General features: G+C 56.9%; 20 protein-coding genes. 9 read left to right on the forward strand and 11 right to left on the reverse strand.

Features of this window, described 5'->3' with window-relative positions; all coding sequences use genetic code 11:
- Positions 1–87: 87 nt before the first annotated feature.
- Complete coding sequence (locus ACP15R_RS22410) at positions 88–1242, reverse strand: pyridoxal phosphate-dependent aminotransferase (protein WP_224868588.1); 1155 nt, start codon at positions 1240–1242, stop codon at positions 88–90.
- 58 nt (positions 1243–1300) lie between these two features.
- Complete coding sequence (locus ACP15R_RS22415; protein ID WP_424988270.1) at positions 1301–2119, reverse strand: sulfite exporter TauE/SafE family protein; 819 nt, start codon at positions 2117–2119, stop codon at positions 1301–1303.
- Positions 2120–2352: 233 nt separating this feature from the next.
- Here ACP15R_RS22415 and ACP15R_RS22420 point away from each other — a divergent pair, with 233 nt between their 5' ends.
- Positions 2353–4758 carry a zinc-dependent metalloprotease gene (locus ACP15R_RS22420; RefSeq protein WP_224868590.1) on the forward strand — a complete coding sequence of 802 codons (2406 nt, stop codon included), beginning with the start codon at positions 2353–2355 and terminating at the stop codon, positions 4756–4758.
- A 74-nt stretch (positions 4759–4832) separates the two neighbouring features.
- Here the strand turns inward: ACP15R_RS22420 and ACP15R_RS22425 are convergent, their stop codons facing one another.
- Entirely contained in the window at positions 4833–5648 is an 816-nt protein-coding gene (locus ACP15R_RS22425; RefSeq protein WP_224868591.1) for a transglutaminase-like domain-containing protein, read from the reverse strand.
- 9 nt (positions 5649–5657) lie between these two features.
- Positions 5658–5888, reverse strand: a complete 231-nt coding sequence (locus ACP15R_RS22430) for a DUF350 domain-containing protein (protein WP_010132325.1) — start codon at positions 5886–5888, stop codon at positions 5658–5660.
- A gap of 167 nt (positions 5889–6055) precedes the next feature.
- On the opposite strand from ACP15R_RS22430, the gene ACP15R_RS22435 reads away from it, so the two are divergent.
- The 3 genes from ACP15R_RS22435 to ACP15R_RS22445 all read left to right on the forward strand — a co-directional run bounded on the left by ACP15R_RS22435 (position 6056) and on the right by ACP15R_RS22445 (position 7875).
- The gene (locus ACP15R_RS22435) at positions 6056–6955 is read left to right on the forward strand and encodes an SPFH domain-containing protein (protein ID WP_224868592.1); all 900 of its coding nucleotides are present in this window, start codon (positions 6056–6058) and stop codon (positions 6953–6955) included.
- Between the two features lie 14 nt (positions 6956–6969).
- Positions 6970–7380: a hypothetical protein gene (locus ACP15R_RS22440; RefSeq protein ID WP_224868593.1), complete on the forward strand. Its 411-nt coding sequence runs from the start codon at positions 6970–6972 to the stop codon at positions 7378–7380.
- Positions 7381–7497: 117 nt separating this feature from the next.
- A complete protein-coding gene (locus tag ACP15R_RS22445; protein WP_077407230.1) occupies positions 7498–7875 on the forward strand; it encodes a hypothetical protein in 378 nt (125 codons plus the stop codon).
- Positions 7876–8005: 130 nt separating this feature from the next.
- Here ACP15R_RS22445 and ACP15R_RS22450 read toward each other — a convergent pair whose 3' ends face one another.
- Positions 8006–9559, reverse strand: coding sequence for a S8 family serine peptidase (locus ACP15R_RS22450; protein WP_224868594.1), 1554 nt, complete (start codon positions 9557–9559; stop codon positions 8006–8008).
- A 581-nt stretch (positions 9560–10140) separates the two neighbouring features.
- On the opposite strand from ACP15R_RS22450, the gene ACP15R_RS22455 reads away from it, so the two are divergent.
- On the forward strand, positions 10141–11808 hold the full coding sequence (locus ACP15R_RS22455; RefSeq protein WP_224868595.1) for an FAD-dependent oxidoreductase: 1668 nt from the start codon (positions 10141–10143) through the stop codon (positions 11806–11808).
- Between the two features lie 104 nt (positions 11809–11912).
- Here ACP15R_RS22455 and ACP15R_RS22460 read toward each other — a convergent pair whose 3' ends face one another.
- Together ACP15R_RS22460 and ACP15R_RS22465 are read right to left on the reverse strand one after the other, a co-directional pair.
- On the reverse strand, positions 11913–12098 hold the full coding sequence (locus ACP15R_RS22460) for a CPXCG motif-containing cysteine-rich protein (RefSeq protein WP_224868596.1): 186 nt from the start codon (positions 12096–12098) through the stop codon (positions 11913–11915).
- A gap of 18 nt (positions 12099–12116) precedes the next feature.
- Positions 12117–12896 carry an alpha/beta hydrolase family protein gene (locus ACP15R_RS22465; RefSeq protein ID WP_224868597.1) on the reverse strand — a complete coding sequence of 260 codons (780 nt, stop codon included), beginning with the start codon at positions 12894–12896 and terminating at the stop codon, positions 12117–12119.
- 348 nt (positions 12897–13244) lie between these two features.
- Here ACP15R_RS22465 and ACP15R_RS22470 point away from each other — a divergent pair, with 348 nt between their 5' ends.
- From ACP15R_RS22470 to ACP15R_RS22480, 3 genes are all read left to right on the forward strand, one after another.
- Positions 13245–14408: a phosphoglycerate kinase gene (locus tag ACP15R_RS22470; protein ID WP_224868598.1), complete on the forward strand. Its 1164-nt coding sequence runs from the start codon at positions 13245–13247 to the stop codon at positions 14406–14408.
- A 228-nt stretch (positions 14409–14636) separates the two neighbouring features.
- A complete protein-coding gene (gene fba, locus ACP15R_RS22475) occupies positions 14637–15701 on the forward strand; it encodes a class II fructose-bisphosphate aldolase (RefSeq protein WP_224868599.1) in 1065 nt (354 codons plus the stop codon).
- 86 nt (positions 15702–15787) lie between these two features.
- Positions 15788–16765: an alpha/beta hydrolase gene (locus tag ACP15R_RS22480; RefSeq protein ID WP_224868600.1), complete on the forward strand. Its 978-nt coding sequence runs from the start codon at positions 15788–15790 to the stop codon at positions 16763–16765.
- Between the two features lie 37 nt (positions 16766–16802).
- Here ACP15R_RS22480 and rarD read toward each other — a convergent pair whose 3' ends face one another.
- Positions 16803–17711, reverse strand: a complete 909-nt coding sequence (gene rarD / locus ACP15R_RS22485; protein WP_224868601.1) for an EamA family transporter RarD — start codon at positions 17709–17711, stop codon at positions 16803–16805.
- Positions 17712–17919: 208 nt separating this feature from the next.
- Positions 17920–19167, reverse strand: a complete 1248-nt coding sequence (gene serA, locus ACP15R_RS22490) for a phosphoglycerate dehydrogenase (RefSeq protein ID WP_224868602.1) — start codon at positions 19165–19167, stop codon at positions 17920–17922.
- A 154-nt stretch (positions 19168–19321) separates the two neighbouring features.
- On the opposite strand from serA, the gene ACP15R_RS22495 reads away from it, so the two are divergent.
- On the forward strand, positions 19322–19984 hold the full coding sequence (locus ACP15R_RS22495; protein WP_224868603.1) for a fumarylacetoacetate hydrolase family protein: 663 nt from the start codon (positions 19322–19324) through the stop codon (positions 19982–19984).
- A 209-nt stretch (positions 19985–20193) separates the two neighbouring features.
- Here the strand turns inward: ACP15R_RS22495 and coq7 are convergent, their stop codons facing one another.
- Positions 20194–20841, reverse strand: coding sequence for a 2-polyprenyl-3-methyl-6-methoxy-1,4-benzoquinone monooxygenase (gene coq7 / locus ACP15R_RS22500; protein WP_424988271.1), 648 nt, complete (start codon positions 20839–20841; stop codon positions 20194–20196).
- Between the two features lie 47 nt (positions 20842–20888).
- Positions 20889–22184 carry a phosphoribosylamine--glycine ligase gene (gene purD / locus ACP15R_RS22505; protein ID WP_224868605.1) on the reverse strand — a complete coding sequence of 432 codons (1296 nt, stop codon included), beginning with the start codon at positions 22182–22184 and terminating at the stop codon, positions 20889–20891.
- Between the last annotated feature and the right edge of the window lie 206 nt (positions 22185–22390).

Consider the following 22390-nt stretch of genomic DNA (forward strand, 5'->3'; position numbering starts at 1 on the left):
ATTTTTTTGAATTGAGTTTTTACGGCGGAAGCGCAGACATAAAAAAGGCCAGCATAGCTGGCCAGTGAGCGAATCCAACGGAAAGCATCAGCTCATACGATGCAGTACCTTGGGTAGTGCGGCGGTATATTTCTCCACATCCTCCAAATGCCCCATGCTGACCCGCGACCAATTGGTGTAATCGCGATAAATGCCTCTTATCAGTACGTTTTCCTTGGCCATTTCTGCGCGGAAAGTTTCCGCATTCAGATCTCCGAGGTTCACAAACATAAAATTGGTCACTGAGGGGAGTGCGGAAAGTCCATGCTCTTTCAGTGCCGCAGTGACCATCTCACGGGCTTCCAGAACTTTTGTGCGCGAGTAATCCATAAAACGATGGTCTTCGTAACAGGCAATCGCAGCAGCAAGACCGGCCTGATTCAATCCGTACCAGCCGAGCCCATACTTTTCCATCTGCTCGATCTTTTCCGGCTGGGCAATCAGATACCCGACGCGCATGCCGGCCAATCCGTAAATCTTGGAAAACGTACGTGCGACGATAATGTCGTGCCCATCCTTTACCAGAGGTATTACTGTATTCAGATCGCTGTTGTCGGTGAGTTCGTTGTACGCCTCATCGGCCAGAACGGTGCATTTCTTTGATGCCTTGATACAAAAATTGCGCATAGCTTCCGGGTTGATCAGCATACCCGTCGGGTTGTTCGGATTGGTCACCTGAACCATGGAGATGCTGTCATCGATAGCGTTGTACATGGCATCGAGATCAATGGCCAGGCTTTCCAGTTTTGGCAGTCGTTTAATCTCACCAATACTCTGAATCTCAACCACGCGCGATGTGGTATCCCAGAACAAGTCTGGTCCGAGAATATTCCCGGTCTGCGCCGCAGTGATTGCCGCGGCAGCGAGTCCGGCGCTGGAGCCAGAGCCGAGTGTGACATGCTCCGGGGTCAAACCATGTCGTTCAGCAATCATGGTTTTCAGGCGCATGACGCTGTCATAGACGTAATAGGCCCCTTTTTGGCTTGCCTCCATCATTGCCTTGAGTGCAGCCGGACTTGGCCCGTAGGGGTTTTCGTTAGCATTGAGTTTTGCGACGCCTGGAGGCGGACCATATAGTGGCGTTGGGCGTGTTATTTCTTTGGCGCTTGCGGCCAGGCTGGCTGTGCTTGTCGCCGCCAGAGCGGCGGAGACGCCGGCCGTCGCCCCCTGTAGAAATAACCTTCTGCTGAGCGATTTATGCATTATTTTCCTCCCGGTAAGGTCAATGGTGGTGCATTTGATTGGCACCGTGTTTTGTCGGTCAGGCCTTGGCAAACATCGCCATGGACACTGCTATCAAATAAACGCCAAACAGACGCTTGAGGTGCAGCTCGTTCAGGCTGTGCGCCCAGCGCGCACCGATGGGCGCAGAAATAATTGAAAAAATTGAGATGGCGATCAGTGCCGGAACATTGATATAGCCGATGGAACCTATTGGCAGGTCTGGTGCGCCCAGGCCCATCAGCAGGAAACCGATGGCGCCTGGAAGCCCGATAAGAAAACCAATACCCGAAGCGGTTGCCACAGCTTGGTGCGCCGGTCGATTGCACAGCACCATGGTCATCACCGTTATGGTGCCGCCGCCGATGCCGAGTAAGGAAGAAAATCCCCCTAGAAAGCTTGCCAGGCTCGCACGGGCAAATCCTGTGGGCATTTCAAGCTTGCCCTTTAGACCGTCGAACAAATTGGGGAAAAGAAAATAGATGGAATACAGCAATACACCCCCGGCAAACACATAGATCAGACTTTTGCTGTCGGTAAAGGATGCGATGTAGAGGCCTGCGCCGACCCCCAAAACGATCCATATGGACCAGTCCCGTAATACCTTAAAATCTACTGCCCCGCGTTTACTGTGGGCCTGCACCGAGCGTGCCGAAGAAATTACAATGGAGGCGAGTGAGGTGCCTACCGCGACGCGCATCATTTCGTCGCTGGCACTGTGCAGGAAAGGGAACACCGCTAGTAGTGCAGGAACCACTACGAACCCGCCACCATTTCCAAATAGTCCCGCGGTGATACCTGCAATCAAACCTGCAGCGCAAAGCAGTAGGATAAATAGAGAAATTTCCTCGAAACTCATCGGCTCCCCCAGATTGTTCTTCGTTGAACAGGTTGTAAAAAGCATTAACCGTGCCAACGAGTGCGGATGGATGGTGGGGGTGCCCGTTCGGAGGGTGAAGCGAGTGTTTTTGAAGATCAGTGGAAGTCGCGGTACCAAATCACAGGCTTTGCATGGTATGCGGTGAACTGGATTTGTGCGGATGGTACTCTTCCGCATTGTCTAACAATGACCAATATGTTTTTGGGGGGACCATGCCACGTCGGTCGATTATTGCTGTTGTTCTGTTAATAGGTGCCTTATCTCTCAGCGTTTTTTCACGCGCGGAGTCAATTGCCACAATCACCTCCGGTATGGAGCGGCAGCAGGGGCTGTTTGATTACTTCTGGGACCCCCAGCAGGGGCGGCTGTTACTGCAGGTCGATGCGTTCGACCGCGAGCTGCTCTTGCTCACCGGGCTCGCGCAGGGGCTGGGGTCCAACCCGGTTGGCCTGGACCGTAACCAGGTGGGCGAAAGCCGTGTGGTTAAATTTGAGCGGGTGGGCAACAAGGTGTTGTTGCACCAGGTAAATCTGAAATATCGGGCCCTGTCGGATAATCCGGCAGAACGTCGCGCCGTATCCGAAGCCTTTGCGTCCTCGGTGATTTGGGGGTTTAAGGTACTGGCTGAAGAAGGGGGTGCGGTGTTGGTGGACTTCACTCCGTTTGTCTTGAGCGACCAGCACGGTATTACTGCACGGCTCAAGCAGGCTGGGCAGGGCAGCTACAGTCTGGATAAAGATCGTTCTGCGATCTACCTGCCGCGCACCAAAAACTTTCCGCAGAATAGTGAATTTGAGGCACAGCTCACTTTTGCCGGCAGTGATCCGGGCCAATACATGCAGGAGGTGGTGCCGACCCCACAGCTCGCCACCTTACGCCAGCATATTTCTCTGGTGGCCCTCCCGGACGACGGTTACCAGCCGCGACGCTTTCACAGTAACTCCGGGTATTTCCCGCTGATTTTCCGTGACTATGCCACCGCCATCGACCAACCCATGGATCAGCGGCTTATCTTCCGGCATCGACTGGAGAAGCGCCCGGGCAGCAACGAGCCTGTAGAGCCGATAGTGTATTACATTGACCCGGGTGTGCCGGAGCCGGTACGCAGTGCCCTGATCGATGGCGCAAGCTGGTGGAATGACGCATTTGAGGCGGCCGGCTTTGAAAACGCTTTTCAGGTGAAGCTGCTGCCGGAAGGCGCGGATCCACTGGATGTGCGTTACAACGTGATCAACTGGGTGCACCGCTCCACCCGCGGCTGGTCGTATGGGTATTCGATTTATGATCCGCGCACCGGTGAAATTCTGAAGGGGAATGTCACCCTAGGGTCCCTGCGGGTACGCCAGGATTTCCTGATCGCTCAGGGCCTGTTGCAGCCCTATGGCAACAAGGATGCGGATACGGAACAGCTGAAGGCGATGGCGCTCGCGCGTATTCGCCAGCTTTCCGCCCACGAGGTTGGTCACACCATCGGCCTTGCGCACAATTTTATTTCCAGCACGGAAGATCGCGCGTCGGTAATGGACTATCCAGCCCCGCTGGTCACTTTGGCTGGCAGCAAGCTCGATGTGGAGAATGCTTATGCATCGGGTATTGGCGTCTGGGATAAGCTGGCGATCCGCTATGGCTACGGTGTGGCCGAGGGTGATGAAACGGAATATCTCGACAGTGTGCTCGAAGAGGCGCAACAACAGAAGCTGCGCTTTATTACCGATCGGGACTCTCGCAGCATCAATAATGCCCATGCTTATTCCCATCTCTGGGATAACGGGCGTGAGCCGCTGGACGAATTCCAGCGGATGACCGAGCTGCGCAAACACGCACTGGAGAACTTTGGTCCTGCAGCCAACGTGGCGGATTCTGCACGCTCGTCGCTGGATGAAACCTTGGTGCCGGTGTACTACGGCCATCGCTACCAGGCCGAGGCGGTCGGCAAGCTGATCGGCGGGCTGGATTACGACTACCTGTCGAATGACGCGGGTGACGCGAGTTACCAACTGGTATCCGCAGAACAACAGCAGCAGGCGATCGATGCGCTGGCGCAAACCCTGCGGCCGGAGTTCTTAACCCTGCCGGAGCGCGTACTGAAACTCTTGCCGCCCAAAGCGTTTGGCTACAGTCGCAGCAATGAAAGCTTCCCCGCTTACACCGGGGTGGCATTTGACGGGATCGCCATGGCGGAAGCAGCTGCAGGGCATACCTTCTCCATATTGCTTGACCCCCAGCGTGCTGCCCGTCTGCAGGAGCAGCAGGCGCGTCGCGGCGATGGCCCCGGCTTCAATACCCTGCTGGCGCAGCTTACCGAACAGTCATTGACGAGCGGGCAATACACCGGGCTCCAGGCGGCCATCCACCAGCGGGTTAACCACGTGTATATCCACCACCTGATGTTACTGGCAGACAACAAGCAGGCACCGGAGTCCGCCCGCGCGCGGGCGAATTTCGAACTGGCTAAATTTCAGCATGCGATCGGCGCGATGAAATTGTTTGGCGAGGATCCACACGGATACAACGCCCACTATTATTATGAGGCAAACCGTATCGCCGCGTTTATGGATGGCGAATTGAAGGTGGAGAAAGGAGATCTTAAACCGATGCCACCGGGCTCGCCGATCTAGGCCGGACAGCGACAAGAACTGGGGGAAATGTGCAGAGCCGGTAATGCTTGATGCTGAAGATTGCCGGCGTACTTTTATCCGCGAATAAATTGTGACTTTCGAATCCAGTGATCGCCGCGGTAGCGGCGCGTCGGCGCTGCGGTGGTTTTCGCCCAGAAGTAATCGCGGTTGAACTGGAATTCCACTTCATAGCCTTCGGTCAGTGCGGCGAGCGGCATGGCTTGCCAGCTGGCCTGGCGACGTTTACTGGTGGCCTCGAGCAAATACTCGGTGTTATCCACAATGGCCACGACCCAGGCGTGGCCCTCACCCTTGTAGGTTCCCAGTGCCACTCGCGCATCCACGCCCAGATTAATCAGCCAGTCGGCCAGCAGGATCGCATGGTCTTCGCAATCGCCGCGCTTCTGGTAATACGCCTGGCGCGAAGTCTGCCAGATATCGGCGAGGCCGGCGTATTGCAGATGGTCGTACTGGTATTCCTTGCGGACCGCCAGAGTGTACAGCGGCACCCATAAAGCCTCGGTCTCAAATGGCTGGAAACCCACCAGGTAGCTGTTGGCAAAGTGGTGCTGGCTGTCCAGCCCGCGGGCGGAGGCGGTCACCGCCTCGATGCCCTGCCAGTTCCAGATAGAGATATAGCTGCTCTGCTGCTCACTGCGTTTCGACACCGCCTGCTGCACCATCGTTTCGGTGAGTGGGGAGTAGCTACCGGCAATCTTTACGATCCCTTTCTGCTCATCTTTAACCGCATCCGTACCTTTTTCACTCTGCATGACCGCGAGCTGGTGCTGCTGCAGGGCGTGCTCGGCGGGCAGAGCCTGCCAGTGCCGCACCAGTTCCGGCAACATCATCAGCAAACCCATGGCCAGATAGAAGAACAGGGATCTCACGGTGATGCCCTAGCCCTTGAGGCCGAAAGAGATGATCATTGCAACGAAGATCAGGATGGTTGAGGCAAAAATGGCCACGGCGACATTGCCATTTTTAAGTTCGCCCTCGATATCCACATGCTTGAGCAGCTTTTTATCGATCAGCAGCAGCGCAACCATGCCGATCAGCAGCGCGAGAATGGTATACAGCAGGTTCAAACCCAGATTAAACAGGGTCGCGGTAAGAAATTCAGTTTGCATCTTGATGGATTCCGAAAACGGCGAGAAAGGGGTAATTAGATCACAGGCAAGTAGGTTTTTCTTGTGGGAGTTCTGCGGGGTGTACGTAGATTGAGCAACTTGCCCCGGGGTAAATAGCTCTTTAAGGTACTCGCCCGAGTGAATAATGAATTTAGGGATATATGGAAATGCCAAAGCTGTTGAAGTTGCCGGTCCTTCTTTTGATACTGCCTTTTCTGGGCCTGACTGCCTGCGCAGACCGGGTGGAGGTGCCGCCGGCACACGTCGGCAAGGTTCTCACCAAAAATGGCTATAAGCCAAGTACCGTGCCGCCGTCCAAATTCCGCCTGGATATGTGCCTGTTCTACTGCGACAAACTGGTGACCCTGGCGATTGCGGACTTCGGCCACCTGGAAAAATTCAAACTGTTTATGCCTAAAGATCAGCTCAATATGAGCTTTGATATCCGGATGACCGGGGCGGTAAACGAAAAATACATCGACAATATCTTTGACCGTATGCCTCCGCAGAATGGCAATATTTCCGTAAGCCAGGTGTACAACACCTATGCGCAGCCGGTTATTCGCGACGTGGTACGGCGGGTGATCGCCAAGTATTCGATCAATGAAATTGCCTCCAGCCGTGAAATGCTCAGCCAGGAGCTATTTTCCGCTGTCGCCTCCTCGCTGGATGGAACACCCATCAAGATCAAACGTCTGGGTATCGCGGATGTGCAGTTTCCGAAGGTCATCACTGAGGCCAAGGAGCGTGCCGCGGAGCGCCGCGAGCTGATTGAGCAGGAGAAGGCACAGTTTGAAATCCAGAAGATCCAGATGGAGCGGGATCTGGAACGGGAAAAAATGAACCGTGCGATTGCCCGTGAGAAAGCCATGGGGCAGAAAGAGGTTAATGACCTGCTGGCCAAGTCGGTTACTGACAAGTACCTCTCTTACCGCACACTCGAGGTGCTGGAGACCATGGCCGAGTCAAATAACAAGGTGTTTGTGCCGGTCGAAGCATTGGGCACTATTGGCTTGCAGCAGGCGGTGTTCTCCGAACAAATGAAACAGGTCGCGCGCAAGCGCTAAGTGAGGGCTGGCTGATGGAATTCAACTCACAGGTGGCCAACTGGCTGGCGGGTGCCCTCGGAGGGCTCGCCAGCTGGGTGGTTGTCGCGGCGTGTGTGCTACTGGTGCTGAATATTCTGGTGCGGATTCAGTTTTTGCGCCGCCGTGGCGAAGGACTGCACTGGCTCTTGGACCGTTCACTGGTCATTCGTCTGCTCAGTTTGCTGTTTTTTATCTGGGTTTTATTGGGTTTCAGCAGCAATGGACCGAAATTGGAGCTGGCGCCGGACTATAGTGACGAACAACAGGCCACCGAACGTGCGTTGCGCTCAGAGCGCGGTAGTGTAGAAAATTTTGCCCCGGAAAAGCCAGCGGCGGCACAAACGAGCCAACGTTTAGAGGAGCTGCGCGAACAGCAAAAACAGGAAAGCGAGCAGGAAAATTAATCTACGACTCATCCCCACTTTGAAGTCATTGCAACGGTTTTATTTTCAGAAATTCTGTTGGGATGCCCAGATACCGTGAATAGACTTCCGAACACATTGGGAGATGAGGAGATCATCATGCGTTACCTGTTACCTGTAGTTCTGTTTTGTTCCATTGCGGGTTTTGCCCATGCTCAAAGCACTATGACTCAGCTGCCCTCTGGCGCTCAGGAAGTGCAAATTTTGGGTAACACCTATTACAAAAGCGGTGACACCTTTTATCGTTTCAACGAGCAAGGTGGTTACTTCTATGAAACCAACCCGCCTCGTGTAATGGATCATCAGTCCACTCCAAATGCGTCTGTAGTGACTAATCCTGGTGTTGGTCTGACTTCAGACCAGATTGAGGGCTGTCGTAACGCTGCTGCGGATAAATCCAACGCAGTACCTAACCGAGGCAGTTCTGTGTACATCAATGAGTACAATCGCTGTATCGGCGATCTGCAACGTCAATAAGACGTTACTCGATGTGCCAGTGATTCTACCTGCTTAACTCTTTCAACTAGGTAGAATAAAAAGGCTTGCCGAATATCCGGCAAGCCTTTTTTGTTTACTGCTTTCAAGTTTGGAAGCGCAAAGCGCCTATTTATTGGGTGCAGTTTTTTCCACGGCAAGGCTTGTCATTGCCGTCATCACCACCGCCGCCGTTGTCACAGCCATTTGCCGCAAGATAGTCGGCCGCGGCTTTTGCCTGCACCAGACCGTATCCGTAGGCATTGTCGCGACCGGCGCTACCCAGGTCTTCTGCGGTGCTGACCAGTGCATTGCGGATCTGGCTTGCGGAACACGCGGGGAAGTGGCTCCATACCAGAGCGGAAACGCCGGCTACATGCGGTGTTGCCATGGAGGTGCCGTTAAAGAACGCGTAATCGCTGGGTTCGATCGCCAAGGTGGCACTGTCGCCGATCTGGCCTAGCAGTGCGGCGCCATCGGTATCGGAAATACCCGCAGACGGAATGCCGGTAACGGTTTCACCCATGGTGCCAAACAGCATGCCGGGCTCGTTGTTGTAGATCACTGCCGCGATACCGCCGCCGCTTTCACAGGCCTGCACTTTTTCAGCGAAGCTGATGTTGCCGCGAGAAATCAGGCACACTTTGCCGTTCGCGTTGGCACAGGCCGACTCGCCGAGGCCACAGTCAACGAGTGCACCGGTGGCGCTGCCCATAGGGCTTCCGTCCATACCGGCCGCTTCGACATCGCTACCGGCAACACTGAGGGTGGTCGACAGCCCCATACCCACAGGTACCGAAGACAATACGTCTACGCCCGGCCCGGACAGTTCAACCTGTCCGGTCTGTTGGGAGAAGTCCGCGACCAACTTGTTGCTGTCGATAGCCGCGACAGAAACAACAGCGTCATAAGACGCGGGATAGGAGTGGCGGGTATTGCCGTCGTTACCGGCTGCGGCGATCGACAGAATATTTTGGTTCGCATAAAGATCGGCAAAGGCGTTCTGCTCGGTGCGGGACTTTAAGGTGCCGCCGAGACTCATGTTGATCACGCTCGCACCGTTTGCCGCACACTCTTCTGCAGCGGCCACGAGAGACGAGGAATAGGCCCAGCCGTCTGCGCCAAACACCTTAACGATGTGCAGCTTGATGTTGGCGTTTGGCATTACGCCTACCACGCCTTTGCCGTTGCCGATGGCGGCAATGGTGCCGGCAACGTGCGTGCCGTGACCGTTCTGATCTTCGTACCAGTTGCCGGTGCCGCTATCGTAGTTACCGGTGACGGTGTTACCCGATAAGTCTTCGTGGCTGATGTCGTAACCGGAGTCGATAATACACACGGTTTGGTTGCCCGCGCTCATATCGCTCAGCTGGTCCGCCTGCACCATGGGGATGCCGAAGGGCACCGACTCAGACAGCGGATAACGCTTCACGTCCTCCTCGACATATTCCACGTTGGGGTTTTTGGCCAGCGACTGCGCCACATGGCTTGGCAGGTAGGCGGCCATGGCGCTGTGTTTTTCCAGTGCTTTGGCGGAACGTCCCCCACTTGCGTTGACCGCAGCCATTACTGCCGGACCTTTACCACTTTTATATTTCACGATGTAGCGCTGGTCTTCGCCATTGGCATTAGCGGTGGCGGAAAAGGCAATAAGCGTCGTGAGCAACGCGGAAAGCGTCTTTCTCATTTTTCTTTTACTCCAGGAAAGTTGGATACGAGATTATTTGATGATTGGTAGGTGACAGAAATCACGGTAAACATCGGGCGCCATCCCTGCCGTGGTTGTGAATGTAGCAGGCGCAGTCAGTGTGTAAGGGTGAGGATTTTCGGATCTGTGAATCTGTCGGCGAACTGCAGTTTTGAAGTTGAAATGCGTGCCTGATTGATTGAGGGGGTTGCAACAGCGTACGTCTTGGCCCGTCCAGCGCCGCCTCCCAAGAGAGGGGCGGCGGTCGCTGGCAGAGTGATCTATGCGAAGCGAGGTCGAAAGGGGCTGGTATATATTCATGAAACTCTACGCAAGAGTGACAAAATTGGATGCAATTGGCGGAAAATTAAACGGCCATTAAGGGGTGATGTATTGGGTAGTAGGGGTTGAGGTTAAAAAAGTCTATGTAAATCAGTTTATTAGATGTTTGTGAGTACTTAGTTTTCTTTGGGTGCTAAAAACCGAATAAATATTCCATTTTTCTGCATCCCCTGTAGAATGGCGTAAAAAATAACTTCTGGGACCTAGGTCCCAGTTTCGCCAAACTCACAGGAAGAATCATGAGAAGCCGCAAGTCCCTCTCCCCCATCGCGGGCCTGATGCGCCGCATGCGTGTCGCCCAGGCGCTGTCTGATAAAACCGGAATCTCCGCAGACGAAAGCCTCGACATCGTTACCGAAGGCGCCAAGCTGACCGGTAATGAACAGCGTCGTCGCTTCCTTAAGCAGCTGGGTATGGGGGCCGCGGCAGTTGGTGTTGGCTCTTCTCTGGCAGGTGTTTCCAAGCCGGCGCAGGCGGATCCAGGTGGCGGCAATGGCGACGGCCGTCCGGGCAGCGTTGCGATTATCGGTGGCGGTATTGCGGGTATTCGCTGTGCGCATCGCCTGCAGCAGTACGGCATTGCCAGCACTGTGTTTGAAGGCAACACCCGTCTGGGTGGCCGGGTAAATACCAACCGCACCATATTCGGTGGCCCGGTTGAGCGCGGCGGTGAGTTGATTTCCACCGAGCACAATGCTGTGCGTAACCTGGCGAACGAGCTGGGTCTGGATATCGAAGACGTAAACGGCAACGCAGTGCCTGGCGGCAGCGAGCTGTATTACGTAAATGGCCAGCACTACTCAGAGCACCAGCTCAACGAAGAGTGGCGCGAAACCTATAAGATCTTCAAGAAAATCCAGCCAGAAGCCCCGTGGCTGCCGACCTACGACTGGCACAATGACACGCACAAAGCGCTGGATTATCTTGACTCCAATACCTGGATGGATCAGGTAGGTATTGGTGCTAATTCCAATATGGGGCAGGTATTCCAGGCGGACCTGGTGGCCGAGTACGGCCTGCAGCCGGAAGAGCAGACAGCGCTGAACCTGATTTATCTGCTGGCGTGGAACCCGATCAACAGCGCCACGCCGCTGGCGGGCACCGACGAGCGTTTCCGCATTGCGGGTGGTAACGACCAGCTGTGGAGCCGCATGGCCGAAGAATTGCCGGAAGGCAGCATCGAAACCGGACGCAAGCTGGTGGCGATCAATGGCGACATCAATGGTCCTTACACCCTGACTTTCGAAGACGGCTACGTACACAATTGTGACAAGCTGGTTCTCGCGCTGCCGTTCTCCCTGCTGCGTGATGTGGACATTGAACCGTCTCTGTACAACAGCTTCCGTCCTGAGAAGCGCATGGCGATAGAACAGATGGCTTTTGGTGCCAACGGCAAACTTGCCATGCACCACAACAGCCGCCCCTGGACCCAGACCCAATACGTAAACGGCCAGGCCGTGACCGCCAACGGAGTTACCTACGTGGGCCGCCCGGAGCTGTTCGACACCTGGGATTCCACTTCCGTAAACGGCCAGCCAGACGGCATTCTGGTGAACTTCTTCGGTGGCGACTACGGTAAAAACCTCGGCACCGACCAGCCTTTTGCGGCGCCGCTGCAGAGTGACATTAACCACTTCCATAACATTGTGGATAACGTCTTCCCGGGTACCTCTGCGGCCTTCTCTGGTACTGCGATGCAGTCCAAGTGGTCTGCCAACCCGTGGTCCAAAGGTTCTTACTCCACTCCCACCTTTGGCAGTTACACCTCCTGGTGGGGTGCCCAGCCGTTGGTGGAAGGCAATATCCACTTCTGTGGTGAGCACACCGAGCTGGAGTACTTCGGTTATATCGACGGTGCCGTATCTACCGGCGAGCGCGCGGCCAAGGAAATTCACCAGTCGGTGTAATTTCCCAGTCCGCCAACTTCATCTCACAGGATGCAAAAAAGGCCGCGAACGGATGTTCGCGGCCTTTTTTGTTTTGCCGATGTGTTTTTGCCAGAGCTGGTGACTTACACCTCGTTTTCATGGTTTAGCTGCACCTGCCAGCTGCCGTCCATCTCCACCGTTACCCGCACCTGAATCGGCCGACAGCACACTGCACAATCTTCAATGTAGTGCTGGTCGCCGGCACTGGTATCGATCAGCATGGAAATCATTTCCCCGCAGTAGGGGCACTGATCCGTGAATTCTTCCATGGTGGTCACCTTGCGTTGTTACTCCGAGCGCGTTTTCAGGTGCGGCTGGGCCCAGGCCGCTAGAGTATCGGCCACATAGAGGGCATCTGCCCGATCACTCAGCAGGTGGTCGGCATCGTCCAGACTGATAAAGCTCTTCGGGTGCAATGCGCGATTGTAGATATCCGCAGCCTCGTCAATGGACACCACCTGATCAACCGGCGAGTGGTAGATCAGTAGCGGACGCCCTAATTTGTGGATATGCCCTTCCGGTATACCCAATACATCGTCCACAAACTGTTTCCGGATCACAAACGGGCGTTGTGAAAGCTGCACCTCGGCCTGCCCCTCCTGCTGAATCGTCTCGAGGGCGCTGCCAAACTGCTTCAACACATGTTGTGGGTCTGCAGGGGAGGCGATGGTAACGACGGCCTTGGCTTCAGGGATAAACTCGGCCGCCGCGAGCACCGCGGCGCCGCCGAAGCTGTGCCCGATAAGCAAGTCCGCGGGCTGGTACTCGTCGCGCAGAAAGCTGGCAGCGCTAATCAGGTCCGCCACGTTGCTGGAAAAGTTGGTCGCACTGAAATCACCGGCGCTGTCGCCGAGGCCGGTGAAGTCCAAGCGCAGGGTGGCGATACCGTGATCGGCGAGGCGCCGGCAGATACGCGAGGCGGCCAGTACGTCTTTGCCACAGGTAAAGCAGGGCGCAAACAGCGCGAAGCCGTGCGTGGTGCCTTGCGGGGTTTCCAGGATGCCCGCGAGGGGCAACCCGTTGGGGTTGGGGAAGCGCACCTTGTGGCGACGTTTACTGCGCGACATATGGGATCCGGTGAACAGGGGGAAGTAATGGGATTAGCAAGCAAAGCACGGGTTCGTGGGTAATGGTATGGGGCTCGGCAAATAGCGGCAAACGCCTCTGGGGCGAGCTGGGAATTTTTTTGCCTTTTTGTAAAAAATGACAGCGTTATCAGAGGCTTATACACGGTATGTCGTAATCCATTTACAAAACGGGTTGATATACTCGCGCCTGCCCAAGCCCCCGCCGCGCAGACTTCGCCGCACCGTGACCGCTGGTGGCGCATCAGCGTATAATCCGCGCCCGCTTCCCGCCCCTCCGGGGCAGTTAGTGTGAGTAAGTATTCAGCAACCAGCAAAAGAGGATTGGCTATGGCGGTTAAATTGATGAAGGACCTGGATCTGGCAGGCAAACGCGTATTGATTCGCGAAGACCTGAACGTGCCGGTAAAAGACGGGGTTGTGACTTCCGATGCGCGTATTCGCGCGGCACTGCCCACCATCAAAGCCGCTGTCGACGCTGGCGCAAAGGTTCTGCTGATGTCCCACCTGGGGCGCCCCACGGAAGGCGAATTCGCGGAGGAATTCTCCCTGGCGCCGGTGGCGCAACACCTGGGCAAGCTGCTGGGTAAAGACGTGCCGGTAATCAAAGACTGGCAGGGTGGCGTGGAACTCGCGGACGGTGAAGTGGCGCTGCTGGAAAACGTGCGCTTTAACACAGGCGAGAAGAAAGACGACGAGGCACTGGCCAAGCAGTACGCGTCCCTGTGCGACATCTTTGTGATGGACGCCTTTGGTACCGCGCACCGCGCCCAGGCCTCTACCCACGGTGTGGCCAAGTTCGCCCCCGTCGCCTGCGCGGGCCCACTGCTGGCCGCAGAGCTCGATGCGCTGGAGCAGGCGCTGGCCAGCCCGGCACGCCCAATGGTGGCGATCGTTGGTGGTTCCAAAGTGTCTACCAAACTGACCGTGCTGGAGAGCCTGTCTGACAAGGTTGATCAGCTGATTGTGGGCGGTGGCATTGCCAATACCTTCCTGGCGGCGAGCGGCAAGCCGGTAGGCAAATCTTTGTGCGAGCACGATCTGGTCGATACCGCGAAGGCTCTGATGCAGAAGTGCGATATTCCTGTGCCCACCGATGTGGTTACCGGCAAGGAATTCAGCGAGTCTGCGGCGGCGGAAACCAAGCCTGCCGATGCGGTGACCGAAGACGACATGATTTTCGATATCGGCCCGGACTCTTCCGCAGCACTGGGTGACATCCTGAAAAACGCCAAGACCATTATCTGGAACGGCCCGGTGGGCGTGTTTGAGTTTGACCAGTTTGGCGGCGGTACCGAGCGTCTGTCCAAGGCGATTGCCGAGAGCGACGCCTTCTCCATTGCTGGCGGTGGTGACACCCTGGCGGCGGTCGACAAGTACGGCATCGCCGAGCAGGTCTCCTATATTTCTACTGGGGGTGGCGCTTTCCTGGAATACGTGGAAGGCAAGGTGCTGCCGGCAGTGGCGATGTTGGAAAGCCGCGCCGCGGAGTAGTCCGCAAAGCCCCGTGTTGTGCGGGGCGAAAGTTGAACGATGTTTTCAGGGTGGCTGAATCACCCTGCTCCCCGATTCAGATTTAACGCACCCGGCAGCATGCCGGGGCTGACACCAAATTAAAAAGAGATGCGACCGGAGCTTTGCTTCAGGAATCGCACGCCTCAGTGGGTCGAAAATGGCCCGCTAACCCAAAACTGCTAAATATCGACGAGAAAGGGTTTTTTCATGGCTTTAATCAGCTTGCGTCAATTGTTGGACCACGCTGCCGAGTTCGGCTACGGCGTGCCTGCGTTCAACGTCAACAATCTGGAGCAGATGCGCGCCATTATGGAGGCGGCCGAACAGACCGACTCCCCGGTGATCGTGCAGGCTTCCGCCGGTGCGCGTAAATATGCCGGCGCACCCTTCCTGCGCCACCTGATTCTGGCGGCGGTGGAAGAGTTCCCGCACATCCCGGTGGTGATGCACCAGGACCACGGCACCAGCCCGGCCGTATGTCAGCGCTCGATCCAGCTGGGCTTCAGCTCGGTGATGATGGACGGTTCGCTGATGGATGACGGCAAGACCCCGGCATCCTACGAGTACAACGTGGATGTCACTCAGCGCGCGGTGGAAATGGCCCACGCCTGTGGTGTGTCTGTGGAAGGCGAGCTCGGCTGCCTGGGTTCCCTGGAAACCGGTATGGCCGGTGAAGAGGATGGCGTAGGTGCGGAGGGCAAACTGTCCCACGACCAGCTGCTGACCGATCCGGAAGAAGCGGCAGACTTCGTGAAGCAGACGCAGGTAGACGCGCTGGCAATCGCCTGTGGCACCAGTCACGGTGCATACAAATTTACCCGCCCGCCCACCGGTGACATTCTCGCGATCGATCGCATCAAGGAAATTCACGCACGGATCCCGGATACCCACCTGGTGATGCACGGTTCTTCCTCTGTGCCGCAGGAGTGGCTGGCGGTCATCAACGAGTTTGGTGGTGAGATTCCGGAAACCTACGGTGTTCCGGTTGAGCAGATTTGCGAAGGCATCAAGTACGGTGTGCGCAAGGTGAATATCGATACCGATTTGCGTCTTGCCAGTACCGGTGCGGTTCGTCGTTTCCTGGCCCAGAACCCCTCCGAGTTTGACCCGCGCAAATTCCTGAAGGCGACTACCCAGGCCATGAAAGATATCTGTGTTGCCCGTTACGAAGCGTTTAACACCGCCGGTAACGCCAGCAAGATCAAGCCGATTAGCCTGGATGCCATGTCCCAGCGCTACGAAAAAGGCGAGCTGGTACCCAAGATCAATTGATCGAAAGTGCTTAGCTGAAAGGGCGACCCAAATTATCTGGAATTGGGGTCGCCCTTTTTTATTGAAAAATGCAGTACCATGGGGTCATGGAACTGCTGAAAGATCTCAATGTCGTTGATACCAGTCCGGTGATTCGCCGTCCGGACTATTCCGCGTTGCGCAGCCAACTGCCGCAGTTGGATTTTTCCTGTAGCCAACCCCTGCCGGAAGCGGTGATTTCCTACCGTAATTTTTATCGACTCCAATTCTCCGAGGCCTGTGCCACCGGCATCGGCACCTTCAAGTCCACCGGGTTTGAGCTGGTTGCCCAGTACTGGTTTGTCGATAACCCCAAGGGCACGTTATTTATCTGTCACGGCTACTTTGATCATACGGGTATTTACGGTTCCGCCATCCGCTTTGGCCTGGAGCGTGGCTATAACGTGGTGATTGTGGATTTTCCCGGGCACGGACTGTCCAGTGGCGAACCCGTGGCCATCGATACTTTTCTGCAGTACCGCGAAGTGCTGGAAGCCTTGTTGAGCAAGGCCAGAAATAAAATGCCGGAACCCTGGCACGGCATGGGGCAGAGTACCGGCGGCGCGACCTTGCTGAGTTATTTACAATTCAGTTTGTGGCAGCCGTTCGACAAGATCATGCTGTTGGCACCGCTGGTACGCCCGGCCAACTGGCACCTGCGCAAATGGGTGTATTACCTCGGGCGTTTTCTGATGCCGCACCCCAGCCGCGGATTTAACATCAATACCCACGACGCGGAGTTTGCTCGTCGTCAGGCCTTGCGTGACCCGTTGCAATCGCCGGTTATGTCGATTCGATGGCTGGGCGCCATGGTGGACTGGTTAAAGGTGTTCCCGAAAACCAACCGCAACCCCAAGCCCATTCTGGTGGTGCAGGGCACCGATGATAAAACCGTGGACTGGCGCTACAACATGGGCGTGATCGCAGACCGTTTCCCCAATAGTAAGCGCGTTATCGTGCGTGGTGCGCGCCATCAGATGATCAACGAAACCCAGCCCTACCGCGATCAGATCATCGATGCGCTCGAGCAGTGGCTAGCGGACTAGCGGTTTCGAGCGCTCTTTTCACAATCCTTCTTCAAGTTCATGCCTGTTGGCGGCGACGGTGTCGCCGCCGCTGCATCAGTGCGTCTGCGGAATAAAAGATCAGCGCCACCCACACAAAGGCAAAAGTGATCAGCTTGGTGCTATCCATCGGCTCCTTGTAGATCACGATGGCGAAGATAAACATCAGGGTCGGCCCGATATATTGCAGGAAGCCCAGGGTGGATAGGTTCAGCCGCCGCGCCGCGATATTGAACAGCAGCAGTGGCGTCAGGGTAACGGGGCCGGCGGCTATCAGCAGTAGGTTCATTTGCCAGCTGTTGTTGAGCAGGTTGCTGGTGGGGCTGCTGCTCCAGAACAGGAAGCCGAGTGCCAGTGGCAGCATGAACAGTGTTTCCACGGTCAGACCGGTGAGGCTGTCCACGGGCGTTTTTTTACGCACCAGGCCGTAGAGGCCGAAAGTCAGCGCAACGCCCAGGGCCACCAGTGGCAGGCGCCCGTAACTCCATATTTCATAGGAAATACCCACCGCCGCCAGGCATACCGCAAACCATTGCAAAGGTCGCAGCCGCTCGCCCATGGCTACGACACCGAGCAGCACGCTGAAAATCGGGTTGATGTAATAGCCGAGGCTGGCATCCAGGATATGATCGCTATTGATCGCCCAGATAAAGATCAGCCAGTTACAGGTAATCAGGGCGGTAGTGATCAGCAGCGCGATGACCGTTTTGCGCGTGCGCAGTACCTCGCGCAACCCGGTAAGCTTGCCCAGCACCGCCAGCATGATCAGCGCCAGTACCAGCGACCAGATACTGCGATGGCTGAGAATCTCCATTGCCGACAGGTCGTCCAGCAGCTTGAAGTACAACGGTGCGACGCCCCAGATAAAATAGGCACCGATGCCGGCAAGCAGGCCTGTCGCGGCGGAGTCTGAGTTGTGATTTTTCACGGGTATTACCTATGCTTCGCGGTTGGTATTGCGTAGCAGCAATGGGTACAGAGTCGGCTGAGTCGGGGATCGCCCGGAGATGCCGTAAACCATCTGTCTGGAGCACAATAAAGAAACCCGGGGTACTGTAGATTTACAGTAGCACCCGGGTTTTGGCGGAGTGTAACAGACGCCGGCGGCGCCCGTTAGCGATGTCGAGCGTGTGCGCTTAGAACAGTACGCGGCAGCGCAGAGTGCCGGGGATGTTCTTCAGTTTTTCCAGCGCCAGATCAGAGTATTCCGCGTCGACATCGATCACCACGTAGCCGACAGTCTCGTTGGTTTGCAGGAACTGCGCGGAGATGTTGATTCCATTGTCGGAAAACACCTGGTTGATCGCGCCGAGTACGCCGGGCACATTTTTGTGGATGTGCAGCAGGCGGTGAGCGCCGGCGTGGCCGGGCAGGGCGACTTCCGGGAAGTTCACAGAGCTGGTGGTGGTGCCATTGTCGGAGTAGAGCGCCAGTTTGTCGGCCACTTCCACGCCGATGTTTTCCTGTGCTTCGACGGTAGAGCCGCCCACGTGCGGGGTCAGCAGGGCATTGTCGAGACCGCGCAGTGGCGACTGAAACTCGTCGTCGTTGCCGCGTGGCTCCACCGGGAATACGTCGATGGCGGTACCGGCGAGGTGGCCACTCTTTAATGCTTCCGCCAGCGGCTCGATTTCCACCACGGTGCCGCGGGAGGCGTTCAGCAGGATGGCGCCTTTCTTCATTTTGGCAATCTGCTCGGCGCCAATCATCCACTTGGTGGAAGGTAGCTCCGGCACGTGCAGGGAGACCACGTCGGACTGCGCCAGCAGTTCGTCCAGGCTGTTGACCTGGCTGGCGTTACCCAGCGGCAGCTTGGTGACTACGTCGAAGAAGATTACGCGCATGCCGATGCCTTCGGCCAGTACCGAAGTCTGAGAGCCGATGGCGCCGTAACCGATGATGCCGAGAGTTTTGCCGCGCGCCTCATAAGAGCCCACAGCGGACTTTTTCCAGCCGCCGCGGTGGCACACGATATTCTTCTCGGGGATACCGCGCAGCAGCATAATGGCTTCAGCGATCACCAGTTCGGCTACGCTTCGGGTGTTGGAGTAGGGCGCATTGAATACCGCAATACCCAGGTCGGTAGCGGCTTCCAGGTCTACCTGGTTGGTGCCGATACAGAAGCAACCCACCGCGATGAGCTTGGGCGCATGCTCGAGCACTTTGCGGGTCAGTTGGGTGCGCGAGCGAATCCCGACAAAGTGGGCATCGGCAATCTTCTCGATCAGCTGGTCTTCCGGCAGCGCGGTTTTGATATATTCCACGTTGGTGTAACCACGGGAAGACAGCAGGTCCACGGCGGACTGGTGTACACCTTCCAGTAACAGGATGCGGATTTTGTCTTTCTGAAGAGATTGTTTTTGGTCAGAACTGGGCGGCGCCATATCGGGTCTCTTGGCCGTGCGCGATGAAGATTGGTCGCGGCGGGTTAAAGAAAAATCGGTTGGGGCTCACCGGGTACCGGCGAGGGCGGCATCATACCACAAGGGCTTTCCAAAGCTTTATACGCAATATCTATCCTAGCTATCGAATCTGGTTATGTATCAACACGAATTTACCTGTCATACCCCCGTTAACCTGCCGCTCGGCAAAGTCGTGTGTGTTGGACGCAACTATGCGGCCCACGCGGAGGAGCTGAATAACCCGATTCCGGATGAGCCGCTGCTGTTTATCAAGCCGGCGACCTCGGTGGTGCCGATGGCGCAGCCGGTTCATCTTCCCCGTGGCCGCGGTAGCTGCCATTTTGAGGGGGAGCTGGCGCTGTTGATTGGCGAACGCCTGACCGATGCCAACCCCGGCGATGTACCAGGGGCGATTGCCGGGCTGGGATTGGCGCTGGACCTCACGCTGCGGGAGTTGCAGTCGGACCTGAAAGGCAAGGGGCAGCCGTGGGAAAAAGCCAAGGGGTTTGATGGCGCCTGCCCGCTATCGCCGTTTGTGAAGCTGGACTGGTTGCCGGATTGGGACAACCTGACTTACACCTTGTGGCTGAATGACGAGATCCGTCAGCGGGGCAAGTCCAACCATATGCTGACGCCGATTCTGGATCTGGTGGCGTATATCAGTGAGTACTTCACCCTGATGCCGGGAGATGTGGTGCTGACCGGCACGCCGGCGGGTGTGGGGGAGTTGTTGGTTGGGGACCGGATTGCGATGGGGTTGGAAGAGGACTGGCTTCGTTGTGAGACTGAGGTGCTTTGAGGTTTTTGAGCTGATTCTGGGACGCCGATACTTCTGCTTCGCTTAGACCAGTTGCACTTCGTAGTGCGTCCGGTTAGGGCGAAGGTTGTGACGCCGGGTAGGCTTTTGCGAGACCCTCTAAAACAAGGATGTTTTAGAGGAGCCCCCAGGGATGGGTTCACGGCGTGTCTCGCAAAAGCCTACCCGGCGGCGCAACCGCCACAAGGGTATTACAAGCGGTAGCTGACCGAAGTCATCGCCTTAGAAACCAGTGTCATCAAACCTTTAACCGGGCCGGGGAAGCGTGCCCCGCCGGCATCCAGTGCCGCATGTTGATGCTTGGCCTCATCCACCAGCATCTGCTCCACCATCGCGCGGCTCTTTTCATCCTGCTCAGGCAGTTCCTGTAGATGGCCTTCCAAGTGCTTGCACACCTGTTCCTCGGTGGCGGCGAGGAAGCCGAGGCTGACCTTATCACCGATCTTGCCGGCGGCAGCGCCAATACCGAAGGACATGCCGTACCAGAGTGGATTGAGCACGCTGGGGCGGCTGCCCAGTTCATCCAGACGTTGCTCGCACCACGCCAGGTGGTCGATTTCTTCGTCCGCGGCGTGTTCCATTTCGGCACGCACCTCAGGCAATTTGGCGGTCAGCGCCTGGCCCTGGTACAGGGCCTGGGCGCAGACTTCACCGCTGTGATTGACCCGCATCAGCCCCGCCGCATGGCGGCGTTCACTGTCGGAAAGCTCTGCTTCATCTACTGCTTTGGCAGGTGATGGGCGCTCGTGACAGGGGGAGCCGGGGCTCAGGGTGCGCAGGGCGCGATCCGCCTGCAACAGCAGGCGGTCGAGTCCGGTCAATTGGCGGTGACTGCTCAAGGTGCGTTCCTCGTTAGCTTCTTATTGGCATCGTTTCGCTCAGACAATTAGGCTTCGGTCGGCTGTTCGCGCTCGATTGCACGGTAACCGATGTCTTTGCGGTAGAAGACGCCTTCCCAGTAGATCTTGCTGGCGCACTCGTAGGCGTTCTTTTGCGCGTCGGCCACGGTATCACCCAGTGCGGTGGCGCAAAGTACGCGGCCGCCGCTCGTTACCACGCGTTCGCCGTCAAGCGCCGTGCCTGCCTGGAAGATTTTGGCGTTTTCGCTGTCCGCCTTGTCCAGACCGGAAATCGCATCACCCTTGCGGTAGCTGCCGGGGTAGCCATGGGCGGCCAGTACGACGCCCAGTGCCGGGCGGGAATCCCACTCTGCGGTGACCTGATCCAAGCGCTTTTCTACCGCGGCCATACACAGGTCCACCAGGTCGGACTTCAGGCGCATCATGATCGGCTGGGTTTCCGGGTCGCCGAAGCGGCAGTTGTATTCGATGACCTTGGGGGTGCCCTCTTCGTTGATCATCAGGCCCGCGTACAGGAAACCGGTGTACGGCATGCCTTCGGAGGCGAGGCCTTTCACGGTGGGCTCGATGACTTCGTCCATGATGCGCTGGTACACGTCGTGAGTCACTACCGGAGCTGGGGAGTAGGCACCCATGCCGCCGGTGTTGGGGCCGGTGTCGCCATCGCCAACACGCTTGTGATCCTGGCTGGTGGCCATCGGCAGGATGTTTTCGCCGTCCACCATGACGATGAAGCTGGCTTCTTCGCCGGTGAGGAACTCTTCGATCACGACGCGGCAGCCGGCGTCGCCGAAGGCGTTGCCGGAGAGCATATCGCGCACGGCCAGCTCGGCCTGTTCTACGGTTTCGGCAACGATCACGCCTTTGCCCGCGGCCAGGCCGTCGGCCTTAACTACGATAGGTGCGCCCTGCTCACGGATGTACTCGATGGCGGGCTCGATTTCGGTGAAGTTCTGGTAGGCAGCGGTGGGGATGGCGTGGCGCTCGAGGAATTCCTTGGTGAAGGCTTTGGAGCCTTCCAGCTGGGCGGCAGCTTTTTCCGGGCCGAAGATGTTGTGGCCGCGGCTGTTAAAGAAGTCCACGATGCCGTCTACCAGCGGGGCTTCGGGGCCGACGATAGTGAGGTCGATGCCTTTTTCTTCCACCAGATCAGAGAGGGCGGAGAAGTTGTCGACGCCAATGTTGACGTTCTGCAGTTTGGGCTCGTGGGCGGTGCCGGCGTTGCCCGGTGCGACGAAGACGGTGTCTACGGCGGGGTTTTGGGCGGCCTTCCAGGCCAGTGCGTGTTCGCGGCCACCAGAGCCGATTACCAGGATGTTCATTCTTGAGTTTCCCCGTGCCTGTGTTTTAGGTGGGCTAGTTTAGCATTCAGATGAGGTCAACTGCTGCTCTACTGGCTTCAGGGGAAAAGTACCTGACCAGTCCGTGGCGGGGCTATGGCTGGCGGCCTTTCGCGAGACACGCCGTAAACCCATCCCTGGGGGCTCGGCTGCGGCCATCCAGGCCGCAGACGGTCTCGCGAAAGGCC

The sequence above is a fragment of the Microbulbifer sp. S227A genome (assembly GCF_049800935.1).

Coding starts and splice junctions, on each gene's coding strand:
- ACP15R_RS22410 (WP_224868588.1), bottom strand. CDS start 1,242: ATGCATAAATCGCTCAGCAGAAGGTTATTTCTACAGGGGGCGACGGCC.
- ACP15R_RS22415 (WP_424988270.1), bottom strand. CDS start 2,119: ATGAGTTTCGAGGAAATTTCTCTATTTATCCTACTGCTTTGCGCTGCA.
- ACP15R_RS22420 (WP_224868590.1), top strand. CDS start 2,353: ATGCCACGTCGGTCGATTATTGCTGTTGTTCTGTTAATAGGTGCCTTA.
- ACP15R_RS22430 (WP_010132325.1), bottom strand. CDS start 5,888: ATGCAAACTGAATTTCTTACCGCGACCCTGTTTAATCTGGGTTTGAAC.
- ACP15R_RS22435 (WP_224868592.1), top strand. CDS start 6,056: ATGCCAAAGCTGTTGAAGTTGCCGGTCCTTCTTTTGATACTGCCTTTT.
- ACP15R_RS22440 (WP_224868593.1), top strand. CDS start 6,970: ATGGAATTCAACTCACAGGTGGCCAACTGGCTGGCGGGTGCCCTCGGA.
- ACP15R_RS22445 (WP_077407230.1), top strand. CDS start 7,498: ATGCGTTACCTGTTACCTGTAGTTCTGTTTTGTTCCATTGCGGGTTTT.
- ACP15R_RS22450 (WP_224868594.1), bottom strand. CDS start 9,559: ATGAGAAAGACGCTTTCCGCGTTGCTCACGACGCTTATTGCCTTTTCC.
- ACP15R_RS22455 (WP_224868595.1), top strand. CDS start 10,141: ATGAGAAGCCGCAAGTCCCTCTCCCCCATCGCGGGCCTGATGCGCCGC.
- ACP15R_RS22460 (WP_224868596.1), bottom strand. CDS start 12,098: ATGGAAGAATTCACGGATCAGTGCCCCTACTGCGGGGAAATGATTTCC.
- ACP15R_RS22465 (WP_224868597.1), bottom strand. CDS start 12,896: ATGTCGCGCAGTAAACGTCGCCACAAGGTGCGCTTCCCCAACCCCAAC.
- ACP15R_RS22470 (WP_224868598.1), top strand. CDS start 13,245: ATGGCGGTTAAATTGATGAAGGACCTGGATCTGGCAGGCAAACGCGTA.
- fba (WP_224868599.1), top strand. CDS start 14,637: ATGGCTTTAATCAGCTTGCGTCAATTGTTGGACCACGCTGCCGAGTTC.
- ACP15R_RS22480 (WP_224868600.1), top strand. CDS start 15,788: ATGGAACTGCTGAAAGATCTCAATGTCGTTGATACCAGTCCGGTGATT.
- serA (WP_224868602.1), bottom strand. CDS start 19,167: ATGGCGCCGCCCAGTTCTGACCAAAAACAATCTCTTCAGAAAGACAAA.
- ACP15R_RS22495 (WP_224868603.1), top strand. CDS start 19,322: ATGTATCAACACGAATTTACCTGTCATACCCCCGTTAACCTGCCGCTC.
- purD (WP_224868605.1), bottom strand. CDS start 22,184: ATGAACATCCTGGTAATCGGCTCTGGTGGCCGCGAACACGCACTGGCC.